15 protein-coding genes and 2 pseudogenes are annotated in these 14,475 nt (G+C 62.1%); 10 read left to right on the top strand and 7 right to left on the bottom strand.

Annotated features, from left to right (window positions below):
* Positions 1–83 precede the first annotated feature (83 nt).
* Positions 84–1,001: a hypothetical protein gene (locus ABRP30_RS03130; protein ID WP_349975246.1), complete on the bottom strand. Its 918-nt coding sequence runs from the start codon at positions 999–1,001 to the stop codon at positions 84–86.
* Between the two features lies 1 nt (position 1,002).
* Positions 1,003–2,100, bottom strand: a complete 1,098-nt coding sequence (locus tag ABRP30_RS03135) for a type IV toxin-antitoxin system AbiEi family antitoxin (protein WP_349975247.1) — start codon at positions 2,098–2,100, stop codon at positions 1,003–1,005.
* 253 nt (positions 2,101–2,353) lie between these two features.
* Here ABRP30_RS03135 and ABRP30_RS03140 point away from each other — a divergent pair.
* Both ABRP30_RS03140 and ABRP30_RS03145 read left to right on the top strand, forming a co-directional pair.
* Positions 2,354–2,478 (top strand): annotated as a pseudogene (locus tag ABRP30_RS03140) (BrnT family toxin); the annotation flags it as partial.
* Positions 2,456–2,698, top strand: a pseudogene (locus tag ABRP30_RS03145) (BrnA antitoxin family protein); the annotation flags it as partial. The pseudogenes ABRP30_RS03140 and ABRP30_RS03145, both read left to right, overlap by 23 nt.
* A gap of 44 nt (positions 2,699–2,742) precedes the next feature.
* On the opposite strand, the gene ABRP30_RS03150 reads toward ABRP30_RS03145, so the two are convergent.
* Positions 2,743–3,237 (bottom strand): hypothetical protein, encoded by a 495-nt coding sequence (locus ABRP30_RS03150; protein ID WP_267820759.1) that lies wholly within the window; start codon positions 3,235–3,237, stop codon positions 2,743–2,745.
* A 76-nt stretch (positions 3,238–3,313) separates the two neighbouring features.
* Complete coding sequence (locus ABRP30_RS03155; protein ID WP_267820761.1) at positions 3,314–3,970, bottom strand: YciC family protein; 657 nt, start codon at positions 3,968–3,970, stop codon at positions 3,314–3,316.
* Positions 3,971–4,123: 153 nt separating this feature from the next.
* On the opposite strand from ABRP30_RS03155, the gene ABRP30_RS03160 reads away from it, so the two are divergent.
* The 4 genes from ABRP30_RS03160 (at position 4,124) to ABRP30_RS03175 (ending at position 7,860) form a co-directional block, all read left to right on the top strand.
* Entirely contained in the window at positions 4,124–4,876 is a 753-nt protein-coding gene (locus ABRP30_RS03160) for a DUF2076 domain-containing protein (protein ID WP_349975248.1), read from the top strand.
* A gap of 63 nt (positions 4,877–4,939) precedes the next feature.
* Positions 4,940–5,419: an NYN domain-containing protein gene (locus ABRP30_RS03165; protein ID WP_012312588.1), complete on the top strand. Its 480-nt coding sequence runs from the start codon at positions 4,940–4,942 to the stop codon at positions 5,417–5,419.
* A 145-nt stretch (positions 5,420–5,564) separates the two neighbouring features.
* Positions 5,565–6,485, top strand: a complete 921-nt coding sequence (gene yedA / locus ABRP30_RS03170; protein WP_267820765.1) for a drug/metabolite exporter YedA — start codon at positions 5,565–5,567, stop codon at positions 6,483–6,485.
* A 55-nt stretch (positions 6,486–6,540) separates the two neighbouring features.
* The gene (locus tag ABRP30_RS03175; protein ID WP_267820767.1) at positions 6,541–7,860 is read left to right on the top strand and encodes a DEAD/DEAH box helicase; all 1,320 of its coding nucleotides are present in this window, start codon (positions 6,541–6,543) and stop codon (positions 7,858–7,860) included.
* Positions 7,861–7,893: 33 nt separating this feature from the next.
* Here the strand turns inward: ABRP30_RS03175 and ABRP30_RS03180 are convergent, their stop codons facing one another.
* Both ABRP30_RS03180 and ABRP30_RS03185 read right to left on the bottom strand, forming a co-directional pair.
* On the bottom strand, positions 7,894–9,135 hold the full coding sequence (locus tag ABRP30_RS03180) for a TIGR03862 family flavoprotein (protein ID WP_349975249.1): 1,242 nt from the start codon (positions 9,133–9,135) through the stop codon (positions 7,894–7,896).
* A gap of 148 nt (positions 9,136–9,283) precedes the next feature.
* Positions 9,284–10,198, bottom strand: coding sequence for a histone deacetylase (locus tag ABRP30_RS03185; protein WP_241803889.1), 915 nt, complete (start codon positions 10,196–10,198; stop codon positions 9,284–9,286).
* A gap of 114 nt (positions 10,199–10,312) precedes the next feature.
* Between ABRP30_RS03185 and ABRP30_RS03190 the strand changes: the two genes are divergently transcribed.
* The 4 genes from ABRP30_RS03190 to ABRP30_RS03205 all read left to right on the top strand — a co-directional run bounded on the left by ABRP30_RS03190 (position 10,313) and on the right by ABRP30_RS03205 (position 13,693).
* Entirely contained in the window at positions 10,313–10,885 is a 573-nt protein-coding gene (locus tag ABRP30_RS03190; RefSeq protein WP_241803888.1) for a GNAT family N-acetyltransferase, read from the top strand.
* A gap of 91 nt (positions 10,886–10,976) precedes the next feature.
* Positions 10,977–11,846, top strand: a complete 870-nt coding sequence (gene tesB / locus ABRP30_RS03195; RefSeq protein WP_241803887.1) for an acyl-CoA thioesterase II — start codon at positions 10,977–10,979, stop codon at positions 11,844–11,846.
* A complete protein-coding gene (locus ABRP30_RS03200; RefSeq protein ID WP_267820776.1) occupies positions 11,843–12,433 on the top strand; it encodes an HAD family hydrolase in 591 nt (196 codons plus the stop codon). Before tesB ends, ABRP30_RS03200 begins: the two co-directional genes overlap by 4 nt.
* A gap of 249 nt (positions 12,434–12,682) precedes the next feature.
* Entirely contained in the window at positions 12,683–13,693 is a 1,011-nt protein-coding gene (locus ABRP30_RS03205; protein ID WP_349975250.1) for an NAD(P)-dependent alcohol dehydrogenase, read from the top strand.
* 9 nt (positions 13,694–13,702) lie between these two features.
* Here the strand turns inward: ABRP30_RS03205 and ABRP30_RS03210 are convergent, their stop codons facing one another.
* A complete protein-coding gene (locus ABRP30_RS03210; RefSeq protein ID WP_349975251.1) occupies positions 13,703–14,401 on the bottom strand; it encodes a FadR/GntR family transcriptional regulator in 699 nt (232 codons plus the stop codon).
* Positions 14,402–14,475: the final 74 nt, after the last annotated feature.

Genomic DNA, 14,475 nt, shown 5'->3' on the forward strand with positions numbered 1-14,475 from the left:
CCGCTTGTTCTTCAGCATGGTGCTTAGACCAGGCCGCTAGCCGTTACGACCTAGCTGCCTGTTTTTCTGCGTTTTCAGGCTAGTTATTCGACTGGCCCGAGATCACGCTCAAGCAACTTCAGGAAAATTTCGATGAGGCCTGACGCATAACGTGCCTCTGATACAAGCTCCTCTTCATCCGCGCCTTTTCCGAGCATAAACTGAGCATACGATTTAGGCCCAATCAGGTCGTGCCCCTCTGTCTTCAAGGTGCTGCAGAATCTCTCTTTCAGTGCGATCCGACATGCCTTGATGGCTTCTGCATGCAAGCCAGACTTCGCTCGCGCAACAAACTGGCCCACTACATCTTCGAGAGGACCGGCATAACGCATCACGTGAATCAGGTCGCCGGAGTCTTTCTTCTCTGCGCGACTGTGAAATGCCAAGGCTTTGAGGATGATGAATGCCGGGACGTCAGCGTAATGTACGGTCTCGATGGTAACACCTCGATCACCGAGCATTTCCGCCTCAATTTTTCTCGACTCGTACCAGTCATGCACAATTTCCATGTGCTGTACTGAGAGTGCTGAAACATCCTCACCGTCGAGTGCAGCAATTTTGCTTGGTGGGCAGTCATCGGTTGAGCCTCTGAGGAATTCAACCAAAACGACTTGCTTGGCAGAAATCTGATACTCCCACCGCCATGCTGTGTCCCAGCCATTTTTTGGATCAACCCATCGTTTGAATCCGCGAGCCAGCAGTTGCTTGGACAGAGAAGTATAGTTTCCGGATGCTAGCACTGAGAGATTAAGCGCAACGTCGACATCAGATGTACCAAAGTGGGCCGGTACATCTGGGTACTGTTCAGGCGTCAAATACCTCGGCACCAAGCCGCCCACCAGGCGGATAGTATCCTTCAGTGAACCGAAGGCGCTGAGGAGGGTGACCAGGACTTGCTCACAGGTATGTGTATGTGCAGCACTGTATCCATCAGCCGACTGTGGTTTGGCTCCTACTGCCACGTTACACCTTTAAAATATCTTCACGAAATTGGGCCGCAAGCTCTGCGTTTCGTCCACGGCCATTTAGGAGGTCAAGGTACTGTATGAAAGGACTCGCGAAAAAAGCTTGTTCAGTGTGCGAATACTCCTGGAAGAGTTCGCTGGCTCCTGAGCGCTCGATCAAAACAACGTTCGCACCTTTTTCGGCTGGTTTAAGACCAAGCTTTTCAGCAACTCGCTCAGCTTTTGTCGGTACTATGATTTCTGCAATATCGACATGAGTGAGTAGGGGGGACAGACGATTGGCAGCGATAGCGCCTGTGAACGCTACCGACAAACCATCTCGTTGGTCACGACCATTCCAGCTCATGTTTGAGGACAATTCCTCGACAAGCTTTTTAGGGTTTTGGCAGAAAAAGTACCATCGTGAAATTTGTTGCCTGCGTTTTGCCCATGCTTCGGCCCAGGCATCCAGCAGCTCTGTAGGTCTTATGAGCCGACGAACTCGATGTCGCCCCTCTCCTTGGGATTCTACCCAACCAAGACGCTCTAGCGCTTGGAGCAAATTAGACACGGTAGCGCCAGAGGTTTGGGAAAGCTCAACTACCTGCTGACCATGAAACCAATCCCTATCCATGTGAAGGAGGGTATGGATGATTTTCTCACGTGAACCTTTGAACACATCCACTTCTCGGAGTGCGCCTTTGGTCGCAGACTTACCTTTTTCGATGTTGACTAGCCAGTTTCGATGCTTGAAGAACAGTGTGCCACTCGCATCAAAGAAGCTCACTCCACGGTTTCTGAGTTCGTCCCGCGCTCCTTTGCTGATGTGTTCGGCAAGGAAAATGGGCACCATGTCAGAAGCATTCTTCGTCCGGCTCTGATGCCCATGCAGATCCCACAGTGCATCCTTGATGTCCCGTGGATACGCTTCTTTCTTGATGGCGAATACTAGACGCCAGTCGCCCTCGGGGGTATTAAGGTGACCCATGGCATCCGGCTCCCAAGGCTCGCCCTCGGGATTGATCTTGATAGCTGACAGCGCTGATCCTGTGGCCTCCTCAAATGCCTCAGCGAAGGCGCTCATCAGCGGTTCATGCTTTTCGAAATCGTAATTCATTGCTACCCCTGCGCCGAAAGCTTGGACGAGCCTCCGTCCATTTCTTAGCTCAAAGCTACTCTAGATTTTAAAAAAATCAACGCTTGGTTCGGTTTTTGGCTCATTTTTCCTGAGCAGGAAATCAAGCGAAATGAGCCTTGGATTCGGCATTTTACCTATTTTCCTGATCAGGAAATCAAGTGAAATGACGTCTTGATTCCGTGCATTGGCTATTTTTCCTGTACAGGAAATCAAGAAAATCTAAAGAACGATATGGTTAACGTTTGTGATCGGCGTGGTTGTTTACACCGAGCGGCGGGGCGATGTGGTCCGCATCACCTCCGCCCGAAGGCCACCAAACAGGAGGCCAAACGCTATGTCGAAAGCATCGAAAACTGACTGGGAACGCCTGGCCAAGCTGGACGATCAGGACATCGACACCGGCGACATGCCCGAGTTGGGCGATGATTTCTTTCGCCGCGCCGAGCTGCGCGTGCCGGTGAAACAGGCGGTGACCATCCGCCTGGATGCCGATGTGCTGGAGTGGTTCAAGGGGCAAGGCGCGGGCTACCAGACGCGCATCAACCAACTGCTACACCGCGACATGCAGGCCCAACAGAGCCTACTGGACCGGACGCCCCCCTGGTACCTGACGATCAAGGCTCAGGCAACCTGCTGGAGGAGGAACGTGAGCGTTTCGCCCTCTTTCGTGTTGATCAGGTACATGGGATGCCTGCTGTGATGAGGGGTGTCCGCGATCGCGCCGGCACGGTAGCCCTGGTGATCACGCAGGTAGCAGATCAAGCCATGTTCCGTGAGCTCCAGCGGTTCGATCTTCCAGTAATCGGTGACTTCTGCCCGCTGGTAGAAGCCCAGGTATCCGTTCAGGCTCAGGCCAAGCTTTTTGGGGGGCTGCGCCGGGCCGCTGAGGCTGATGTGATGGTGCAGACGGTCTTGCGTGCTCGAGTCGAAGGTGAAGTCCAGGCGTATGGAGGCCTGGTCGCCTCCAGCCATGAGCCAGTCGTCCTGCGGTGTGATCCCCCAGTGCCATTTGTCGCGGCGGGTGCTCAAGCGAAGGGGGACATACCTGTCGGTGGCCATTGCGTACAGATGGCCACTGAACGACCTGGCGTACCTGCTCTGAATTTCCGGGTCCATGTGCGAACCTCCAAGGTGGGTGGGATCGGCACCTTAATCTCCCGGGCAGGCCACGCTGGAGTCTGAACGCTTTCCTTCAGGTGTCGCTCTTGCTCTCCAGCAGCATGAACAGGCGGTACAGCACCACCGTGCTGAACAACTGCAGGAAGCCGAGCAGGCTGGCCGTGGCCAGCTCCAGAGCGGGAGCTGGCTCGGGGAAGGCAATCAGCAGCAGCCCGTCGATCAGCCAGATCGGTGCCAGCACGCCAAACACGCAGAGCATGATGCGCATGAAATGCCCAGTGGTCATGCGTGCGCTTTCGCGCATCGATTGCACCACCGGCAGGCCGCGCAGCACTAGCAGGTACTCGGCGAACACCAGGTTGATCATGATCCAGACCCCCGGGAAGACCAGCAGCATCAGCCCCGCCAAGATCAGTAGCGAGCTGATCATGATCAGCAGCGCCATCTGCGGCCATAGCTGCATGGCGCGGGCAAACAGCTCACGCTTGGGGATGTCCTGGCCGTTGCTGCGGGTATCGAGGTAAAGAATCAGCGCTGCACTGTAAAGCGGATAGAACAGCAGGCTCACCAGCATGCTGTAGGACAGTGAGGCCTGGTCGCCCAGCTGCCGCATCATCAGTTGGGTCACCAGGGCTTCGAGTACGATCAGCGGCAAGCACAGCGCAATGATGTTTGCCAGGTGGCGGCGGAAGAAGTACAGGGAGTCGCGAAAAACGCTCAGCGGATTCATCGGTCAACATCGCATGGCAGTAAAAGCAGGGGCCTAACTTTAGCCCAGAGCAGCCATTTGCTGAAAAAAGTTTCACCGTGCCAGTGATTGAATCCGCTGCCTGCGCGCCCCATCTTTGACATGTCCGATGTCCCGCTTCCCATGAGGTAGCCAATGAACACTGAAGAGCAAACCCTGATCGATGGCCTGTTTGGCCGCATCAAACAAGCCGAAGACCCCAGCCAGCCGCGTGATGCCCAGGCCCAGGCGCGCATCGAGGAACACCTGCGCGAGCAACCGGCGGCGCCTTACTACATGGCCCAGGCGATTTTGGTTCAGGAGGCTGCGCTCAAGCGCCTGGATGAACAGAACAAGCAACTGGAAGCCGAGCTCAAGCAGGCTCGTGCCCAGGCAGAGGCTTCTCGCAACAGCAGCGCCAGCAGTGGTGGCTTCCTCTCCAGCATCTTTGGCAACAGCGGGCGTGACCCCCAGCCTGCCCAAGCATCGCAGCAGCCCCAGCGGCCTGCCGCGCCGGTCGCTTCGGCAGGCGGTTGGCGTGAGCCGAATGCACCGGGTTTCTCCCAGCCGCAGGCTGCGCAACCGGGTTTTGGCGCCGCGCCGGCTCGGGGTGGTGCCAGCAGCTTCCTTGGCGGTGCGATGCAGACAGCTGCCGGGGTGGCCGGTGGTGTGTTGCTGGCACAAGGCATCAGCAGCCTGTTCAACCACCACTCGCAGCCTGAAGAGGTGGTCGAGGTGATCAAGGAAGAGCCGGCGCCGGCCAGTGATACCGGTGGCTGGAATGACCAGGACGCGCAGCAGCAGGTGGCCGACAACGGTGGCTGGGGCGCTGATCAAGGTGGGTACGCCGATACCGATTACGGCAGCGATGATGGCGGCTTCTTCTCGGACGACGACACCTTCGTCTGATCGCTCTGGCATACTGCTGGCATTTCCGGGGGCGCACTGCGCCTCCTCAGCCGAGGGTATGTAGTGAAGAAAATCGCACTGTTCGCCGATGTGCAAAACCTCTACTACACCGTGCGCCAGGCCCATGGCTGCCACTTCAACTACACCGCGCTGTGGTCGGAAGTCAGCCGCGAGGGTGAGATCGTCGAGGCGGTGGCCTATGCCATCGACCGGGGGGACAGCAAACAGCAGCAGTTCCAGCAGATCCTGCGCAACCTTGGTTTCGACGTGCGCCTCAAGCCGTTCATCCAGCGCAGCGATGGATCGGCCAAGGGTGACTGGGATGTGGGGATAACCCTGGATGTGATCGATGCCGCCAGCCGTGTCGACCAGGTGGTGCTGGCTTCGGGTGATGGTGATTTCGACCTGCTGCTGGAGCGAGTGATTCAGCGCCATGGCGCCGAGGCGGTGGTCTACGGCGTGCCGGGTTTGACCGCCATGTCGCTGATAAGAGCGGCCAGCCGCTATGTGCCGATCGAAGGGCGTTTGCTGTTGAAGCATTGAGGGTTACTGGCGCCTGAGCGCCATTGCGCCGCATGCCCCTGCCATGACGCAAATTGTGCCGCCCAATTAATCCTGTTTTGTAACTTAATCTTGGCGGCGAGGCTCCCTAAACTCATTCCCCCGTAAACGGATTTCGAGTTTTGCCATGCCTGCCTCCCGCCGCTTCCCGATAGTGTTGATCGGTGCTTTCCTGGCCTTGTACCTGGTCTGGGGCTCCACCTACCTTTTCATCCGCATCGGTGTGGCGTCCTGGCCGCCGATGCTGATGGCCGGGGTGCGATTCCTTATCGCCGGGGGCCTGCTCTATGGGTTTTTGCGCTGGCGTGGGGTGCCGGCGCCGACCTGGCCGCAATGGCGTGCGGCAGGTGCGGTGGGTTTTCTGCTGCTCAGTTGCGGCAATGGTGGCGTGACGGTTGCAGAGCATGCTGGCGTTGCCTCTGGCGTCGCTGCGCTGGCCGTGGCCACGGTGCCGCTGTTTACCTTGGTGTTTGGCCTGCTGTTCGGCCATCGCAATTCGCGCCTGGAGTGGGCGGGCATCGTCCTCGGGCTGGTTGGCATCGGCCTGCTCAACCTTGGCTCTAACCTGCAGGCCAGCCCCATCGGGGCGGCGCTGATCCTGTTTGCGGCTGCCGCCTGGGCGTTCGGGTCGGTCTGGAGCAAGAGCCTGCCGCTGCCCCAGGGCCCCATGGCCAGTGCGGCCGAGATGCTGGTCGGTGGCGCGGTATTGTTGCTGGGCAGCGCCCTGTCGGGCGAGCGCATGACCCAGATGCCCACAGCCGCAGGCTGGGGAGCATTGGCTTATCTAGTGTTGTTCGGCTCGATCTTGGCATTCAGCGCCTACATGTACCTGCTCAAGCATGTGCGCCCGGCGGCGGCCACCAGCTATGCCTATGTCAACCCGGCGGTGGCGGTGTTGCTTGGTATCGTCTTTGCCGGTGAGCAGATCGGCGCAGAGGAATGCCTGGCGATGGCGGTGATCATCAGCGCCGTGGTGCTGATCGGCCTGCCGCAGTGGCGCAAGCCCGCGCTGCCTGCTGCATCGCTTGAAGGCGAAACCTGCAAGTAGGTCGGGGTGTTGCGGTAAACTTGCCGCCTTCGCTGAACCCCCTGACGGTATTGCCATGAATTTCGCCAAACTCGGCCTGATCGAACCGTTGCTGCGCACCCTGCAGCAACTGGACTACACCACCCCAACCCCGGTCCAGGCCCAGGCCATCCCCGCCGTGCTGGCCGGCCGCGACCTGATGGCCGCGGCTCAGACCGGCACCGGCAAGACTGCAGGCTTTGCACTGCCTGTGCTGCAGCGCCTGGCCCTGGAAGGGGAAAAGGTCGCCAGCAACTCGATCCGTGCGCTGGTGTTGGTCCCGACCCGCGAACTGGCCGAGCAGGTGCACAACAACGTGCGCGAATATGCCGAAAACCTGCCGCTGAGCACCTACGCGGTGTATGGCGGGGTCAGCATCAACCCGCAGATGATGCGCCTGCGTCGCGGTGTCGACCTGCTGGTGGCTACCCCGGGGCGCCTGCTCGACCTGTTCCGCCAGAACGCGGTGAAGTTCAACCAGGTGCAAACCCTGGTGCTGGACGAAGCTGACCGCATGCTCGACCTGGGTTTTGCCGAAGAGCTGCAGTCGGTGTACGCGGCACTGCCGCGCAAGCGCCAGACGCTGCTGTTCTCCGCCACCTTCTCCGACCAGATCCGCATGCTGGCAGGCCTGGCGCTCAATGACCCGCTGAGCATCGAGGTCAGCCCGCGCAACGCTGCTGCCACCACGGTCAAGCAATGGCTGGTGCCGGTGGACAAGAAGCGCAAGGTCGACCTGTTCTGCCATCTGCTGCGCAAGCAGCGCTGGACACAGGTACTGGTGTTCGCCAAGACGCGCAACGGCGTTGACCAGCTGGTGGAGCGGCTGCTGGGCGAGGGGGTGAACGCCGACGGCATTCACGGCGACCGCCCGCAAGCTACGCGCCAGCGCGCGCTGGACAGCTTCAAGGCCCGTGAGGTCCAGGTACTGGTCGCCACCGACGTCGCCGCCCGCGGCCTGGACATCGATGACCTGCCGTTGGTGGTCAACATCGACCTGCCGATCGTCGCCGAGGATTACGTGCACCGTATTGGCCGCACCGGGCGTGCGGGTAACAAGGGCGAGGCAATCTCGCTGGTGTGCGCCGATGAAGTGCAGCAGTTGGCAACGATCGAGACGCTGATTCGCCAGACCTTGCCGCGCCACGAAGAACCGGACTTCATCCCCGATCACCGGGTGCCGATGACCGATGCCAGTGGCCAGGTGATCAAGAAGCCGAAAAAGCCCAAGAAGCCGAAAGAGAACAGTGCCAAGCGCGGGCTGGGGCGCTGGATGGACAGTGGCGACGAGGCTCCGGTCAAAGCGGTGCGCAAAGTGCCGAGCTTCAACACCGGCCCGAAAAAGCGCAAGCCCTGAGGTATTGGGGCCGCCAGGCGGCCCCGCACCCTGTCAGGCAAAATGCGCCAGCCACTCGGCCGCCGCCCGCCCGGCCCGCAACCCACTGGCAAAGCACGCCGTCAACAGGTACCCCCCGGTCGGCGCTTCCCAGTCCAGCATCTCGCCGGCGCAGAACACCCCGGGCATACCCTTGAGCATCAACCCCTCATCCAGCCCCTCGAAGCGCACGCCACCGGCACTGCTGATCGCCTCGTCCAGCGGCCGGGTGCGTACCAGCGTGATCGGCAGTGCCTTGATCGCTCGCGCCAGCGCAGCCATATCGGCAAACGTCGCCTGATCGGTCAGTTCACGCAGCAGTGCCGCCTTCACCCCGTCGATGCCCAGCTGGCTATGCAGGTGCTTGGCCATCGACCGTGAACCGCGCGGTTTGGCCAGGGCCTGGGCAATTTTGTCCACAGGCTTGTCCGGCAGCAGGTCGAGCAGCAGCGTTGCCTGGCCTTTCTGGTTGATGGCTTCGCGCAGCGGTGCCGACCAGGCATACACCAGGCTGCCTTCGACCCCCTGTGCGGTGAGTATGAACTCGCCTTTGCGCGGCGCCTTACCGGGTACGCTCAGGGCAATGTTCTTCAGCGGCGCGCCGGCGAACTTGTCCTTGAGCAGCGCACTCCAGCCTGCCACTTCAAAACCGCAGTTGCTTGCCTGCAGCGGTGAGATATCCACAGCCCGCTCGGCCAGCAGGGGCTGCCAGGCGCCATCCGAGCCAAGCCTGGCCCAGCTGCCACCACCCAACGCCAGTACCAGCACGTCGGCCTTGACGTTCAATTCACCCTGTGGATAACCGAGCCGCAAGGTGCCATCGAGATTCCACCCTAGCCAGCGGTGGCGGGTGTGGATAACTACCCCACGGTCGCGCAGGCGCTTGAGCCAGGCGCGCAGCAACGGCGCGGCTTTCATGTCGGTGGGGAACACCCGTCCCGAGGTGCCGACGAAGGTTTCGATGCCCAGGCCGTGAATCCACTGGCGCAGGGCATCGGCATCGAAGTCCTGCAGCAGCCGGCCAATCGCGTCCTGGCGCTCGGCATACCGGGCAACGAACTGTGGATAAGGTTCCGAATGGGTGATGTTCATGCCGCCGACACCTGCCAGCAGAAACTTGCGACCCACCGATGGCATGGCGTCGAACACCTGCACGGCTAGGCCTTGCTGGGCCAGCGCTTCGGCGGCCATCAAGCCGGCAGGGCCCGCGCCGATGACAACGGCGAGGGGAGGGGATGCGGGGTGTAGATCGGGCATGGTGGGTGACGGGCTGTGGAAAAGTTGCCCATTCTAGCGCAGCAGGGCATCGGGAAGCACTGAACAAAAAATGATCAGCCTGCTGCAGGCCACGCGGGCATTGGGCTGCAGCCGCTTTCACTCAGCTTATCCACAAGCGGTTCCACAGTCATTGTGAACAACTGATGACCTTGGCCGCGCTGTGGTGAAGGATGCCGTGGCGCCGCGCCAGCGCTTGCCGGTCCTTGCTGTAGCCACCGCCGATCACCCCGACTACCGGGATATCCCGCCCCAGGCAGTGGCGCATGACATGTTCGTCGCGCGCAGCCAAGCCAGCATCGGTCAGCTGCAGGTAACCGAGGGCATCGTCTTTGTGCACGTCCACCCCGGCGTCATACAGCACCAGGTCGGGTTGATACAGCGGCAGCAGGTAGTTGAGCGCGTCTTCCACCACCTTCAGGTAGGCGGCATCGCCCATGCCTCGCGGCAGCGGAATGTCCCAGTCGCTTTGCGCCTTGCGCGCCGGGAAGTTCTGTTCGCAGTGCAACGACACGGTGATGGCGTCCGGGGTGTCTTGCAGGATGCGCGCGGTGCCGTCGCCCTGATGCACGTCGCAATCGAAGATCAGCACCCGGTGCACCCGCCCGGCCTCGAGCAGGTAGCGGCTGATCACGGCCAGGTCATTGAAGATGCAGAAACCGGCAGGGTGGTCATGGTGGGCGTGGTGGGTACCGCCGGCCAGGTGGCAGGCAAGGCCATGCTGCAGCGCCATTTCAGCGGCCAGCAGCGAGCCGCCCACGGCACGCACGGTGCGCCGCGCCAAGGCCTCGCTCCAGGGCAAGCCCAGGCGGCGCTGGTCCTCGCGCGACAGCTCGCCGTGCATGTAACGCTCGATGTAGTCGCGGTCGTGGGCCAGGGCGAGGATGTCGTTGGGGCAGATTTCCGGGCGCAGCAACGCCTGGTCGGTGGTCAGCCCGCTCTCGACCAGGTGGTCGCGCAGCAGGCGGAACTTGTCCATGGGGAAGCGATGCTCGGGTGGAAACTCCGGGCTGTAGTCATCGTGGTAGATCAGCGGCAACGGCATGGTGGGTTCGCAATCGGGGCCAGTGCTGATCTTGCCAGTTGTTGGGTTGTGGGTAAAAGTGCGGTGCCGCGCCTACGCTTGAACCTGTAGCACGGCAAAACCGGAGCACGCCCCATGACCCCCATCCTTGAACTGGAAAGCGCCCGCCTGGTGTTGCGCCAATGGCATGACGACGACCTGCGCGAGTTCGCCGCCATGAGCGCCGACCCGCAGGTGATGCGTTATTTTCCAGCGCCCATGACGCGGCTGGAGGCGGCGGCACTGATCGGCAGGATCCGCGGCCATTTCAACGAATACGGCTTCGGCCTGTGGGCCCTGGAGCGCAAGGACAGTGGCGCCTTCATTGGCATGACCGGCCTGCTCAACGTCAACTTCGATGCGCCGTTCACCCCGGCCGTGGAAATCGGCTGGCGCCTTGCCCGGCGGCACTGGGGCCTGGGCTTTGCCAGCGAGGCGGCGTGGACCTGCCTGCGGTGTGCGTTCGCCCAATTGCGCCTGGAGGAGGTGGTGTCGTTCACGACCGAGGCCAACCTGCCGTCGCAGAAGGTCATGCAGGCCATCGGCATGGTGCAGGACCTGCAAGGCAGCTTCGACCACCCACGCCTGCCCGAGGGGCACCCGCTGCGGCCCCACGTGCTCTACCGCATCGACCGGCCCCGCTGGGAGCAGACCCTGCGCGCTGAATGAGCGGTCATGCGCGGTGCCGATGACAAACCCTGTATCATTTGCCTTCATGAAAGCGCCGTAGAGCTGTGATGCCTTGCTAGGAGAACCCCCGATGAGTCATGTGTTGGACGACCTGGTCGACCTGTTGAGCCTCGAATCGATCGAGGAGAACCTGTTCCGTGGACGCAGCCAGGACCTGGGCTTCCGCCAGCTGTACGGTGGCCAGGTGCTGGGCCAGTCGCTGTCGGCGGCTAGCCAGACGGTCGAGGACGCGCGTCATGTGCATTCGCTGCACGGCTACTTCCTGCGCCCGGGCGATGCCAGCCTGCCGGTGGTCTATTCGGTCGACCGTGTACGCGATGGCGGCAGCTTCAGCACCCGGCGCGTGACGGCCATCCAGAAGGGCCAGACCATTTTCACCTGCAGTGCGTCGTTCCAGTACGACGAGGAAGGTTTCGAGCACCAGGCGCAGATGCCTGATGTGGTCGGGCCAGAGAACCTGCCGAGCGAGGTCGAACTGGCCCGCGCCATGGCTGACCACCTGCCTGAGCGCATTCGTGACAAGGTGCTGTGCGCCAAGCCGATCGAGATACGCCCGGTCACCGAGCGTGACCCGTTCAACCCCAAGCCCGGCGACCCGGTGAAGTACGCCTGGTTCCGCGCCGACGGCAACCTGCCGGACGTGCCGGCGCTGCACAAGTACCTGCTGGCCTATGCCTCGGACTTCGGCCTGCTGACCACCTCGCTGCAGCCCCATGGCAAATCGGTGTGGCAGCGCGACATGCAGATCGCCAGCCTCGACCACTCGTTGTGGTTCCACGCCAACCTGCGCGCCGATGAGTGGCTGCTGTACGCCACCGACAGCCCCTGGGCCGGCAATGCCCGTGGGTTCTGCCGGGGCAGTATCTATAACCGTGCGGGGCAGTTGGTGGCGTCGTCTTCGCAGGAAGGTTTGATCCGTCATCGCAAGGACTGGGCATGAGCCTGGCCGATATCCGCAACTGGGTGTTCGACATGGACGGCACCCTCACCGTGGCGGTGCACGATTTTGCCGCGATTCGGGAGGCGCTGGAGATACCGCCCGAGGATGACATCCTCACCCACCTGGCGGCATTGCCTGCGGCACAAGCGGCCGCCAAGCATGCCTGGCTGCTGGAGCACGAGCGCGACCTGGCGGTTGCCTCGACTGCAGCGACCGGTGCCGTGGAGCTGGTGCGGGAGCTGGCCGGGCGTGGGTGCCGGTTGGGCATTCTTACCCGTAATGCGCGTGAGCTGGCGCATGTCACGCTCGAGGCGATAGGCCTGGCGGATTGCTTTGCCGTCGAGCACGTGCTCGGTCGTGACGAAGCGGCGCCCAAGCCCAGCCCAGATGGTTTGCTGAAGATCGCCAGTGCCTGGGGTGTGGCGCCGAGCGAGTTGGTTATGGTGGGTGACTACCGCTTCGACCTGGATTGCGGGCGAGCGGCCGGGGCGCGCACGGTGCTGGTGAACCTGCCGGATAACCCCTGGCCGGAACTGGCGGACTGGCATGCGGCGGACTGCCGGGCGTTGCGGGCGTTGCTGGGCTGAGCGCTGCGGTGTATGGCACCGGCTTTGCCGGTGATCGCCGGCAAGCCGGCTCCCACAGGGATCGCGCCAGCTTTTAGAGGTTAGCAAGGCTTCAGCTACGGATTAAGGCCGGCGCCATACCTTGTGGTAGCGATGGCTTAACCAGTTTCCAGGGGGGGACGCGGGTCCCTGTGGGAGCCGGCTTGCCGGCGATGGGGCCGTTACTGACTATGCTCACCCCCAGTCTTTTCCTCAAATGGAGAACCAGCCATGACCCATAAAGCCATTTACGTGCAACCCGGCGGCGGCTACGACAAGGTCGAAGTCGGCACTTGCGAGGCAGCTGCGCCCAAGCCCGGCGAGATCACCGTGCGCCTGCACGCCAGCTCCCTCAACTACCACGACTTTGCCGTGGTCAGCGGCATGTGGGGGCCAAGCGAGCGGCGCATCCCCATGGCCGATGGCGCCGGCGAAGTGACCGCTGTCGGGGCGTGCGTCAGTGAGTTCAAGGTAGGCGACAGCGTGGTCAGCACCTTCTTCCCGGACTGGCTCGATGGCCAGGCACTGGTCGAAGGCTTCGCCAGCGTGCCGGGCGACGGCATCGACGGCTACGCCCGTGAACAGGTCACCGCCCGCGCGACCGCCTTCACCCTCGCGCCCAAGGGCTACAGCCACGCCGAGGCCGCCACCCTGACGACCGCCGGCCTCACGGCCTGGCGTGCGCTGATGAGCGACGACCACCTCAAGCCAGGTGACACCGTGCTGGTGCAGGGCACCGGCGGCGTATCGATCTTCGCCCTGCAGTTCGCCAAGCTGGCAGGCGCCACGGTCATCGCCACCTCGTCCAGCGATGCCAAGCTCGAACGCCTCAAGGCCCTCGGTGCCGACCACCTGATCAACTACAAGAGCACCCCGGCCTGGGGCGAGAAGGTGCGTGAGCTCACCGGCAACCGTGGCGTCGATCATGTGATCGAGGTGGGCGGGCCGGCGACGCTGGAGCAGTCGATGATTGCCGCACGGATCGGCGGCCATGTGTCATTGATCGGCATTCTTACCGGTGTCGCCGGGCAGCTGCCGCTGGTTCAGGCGCTGGTTCGGCAGATCCGCCTGCAGGGGGTGCTGGTGGGTAGCCGCGCGCAGCAGCAGGCGATGGTTCGGGCGATCGACGCCAACGGCTTGCTGCCTGTTGTGGACAAGCATTTCGAGCTGGAACAGATCGTCGAAGCGTTCCGCTACCAAGAGAGCAACCGCCACTTCGGCAAGATCTGCCTGACCTGGTAACCGCCGGCCTCAGTCCGGCAACAAGCGGTCCCGGCTGTTGGACAGATGCAGGCAGATCGCCGCCCGCGCCGCATCCGGGTCTTGTCGGCTGATGGCGTTGAGAATTGCCTCATGTTCCAGGTTGGCCAGGTAGGCATGGCGCGCCAGGTTGGCCCCGGCGCGCTCGGCGATGGCCATGCGGTTGCGTGGAATCAGGCCATTGCCCAGTTGCGCCATCATCTCGCTGAAATACAGGTTGCCGGTGGCTTCGGCGATCAGCAGGTGAAAGCGGCGGTCCGCTTCGATGCAGCTGTCACCGGCCGCGGCGAGGTCCTGATAATCGTCCAGCGCCTGGCGCATGCGTGCCAGGTGATGGTCGTTACGGCGCACGGCGGCGAGGGCAGCTGCCTGGCCTTCGAGGCCGATGCGCAGTTCCAGCAGGTCGCGCACGCTGGCAGCATTCTCCACGCCCACCCGCAACCCGGCCTGCGCCGGGCGCGCCATCACGAACGTACCAATCCCGTGGCGCGGCTCCACCAGGCCCGAGGCCTGCAGCTTCGACAGCGCTTCACGCACGACGGTGCGGCTGACCCCGTGCTCGCGCACCAGGGTGTTTTCAGACGGCAGCTTGTCGCCCGGCTTGATGGTGCCCAGCAGGATCTGCTGGGTCAGGCTGGAGACCAGGTCGTGGGCCCGGCTGTGGCCAGTTTTGCGGTGTTGCTGGGGCATGAGTCGATCCGGCTATCGAGTTAGCTTGTACGACAAGTTAGCGGATAAAATTTTTTTCTGCCTGTTTTTTCGCG

It is taken from the genome of Pseudomonas sp. WHRI 8519, from assembly GCF_040224055.2.
Lineage (GTDB): Bacteria > Pseudomonadota > Gammaproteobacteria > Pseudomonadales > Pseudomonadaceae > Aquipseudomonas > Aquipseudomonas putida_X.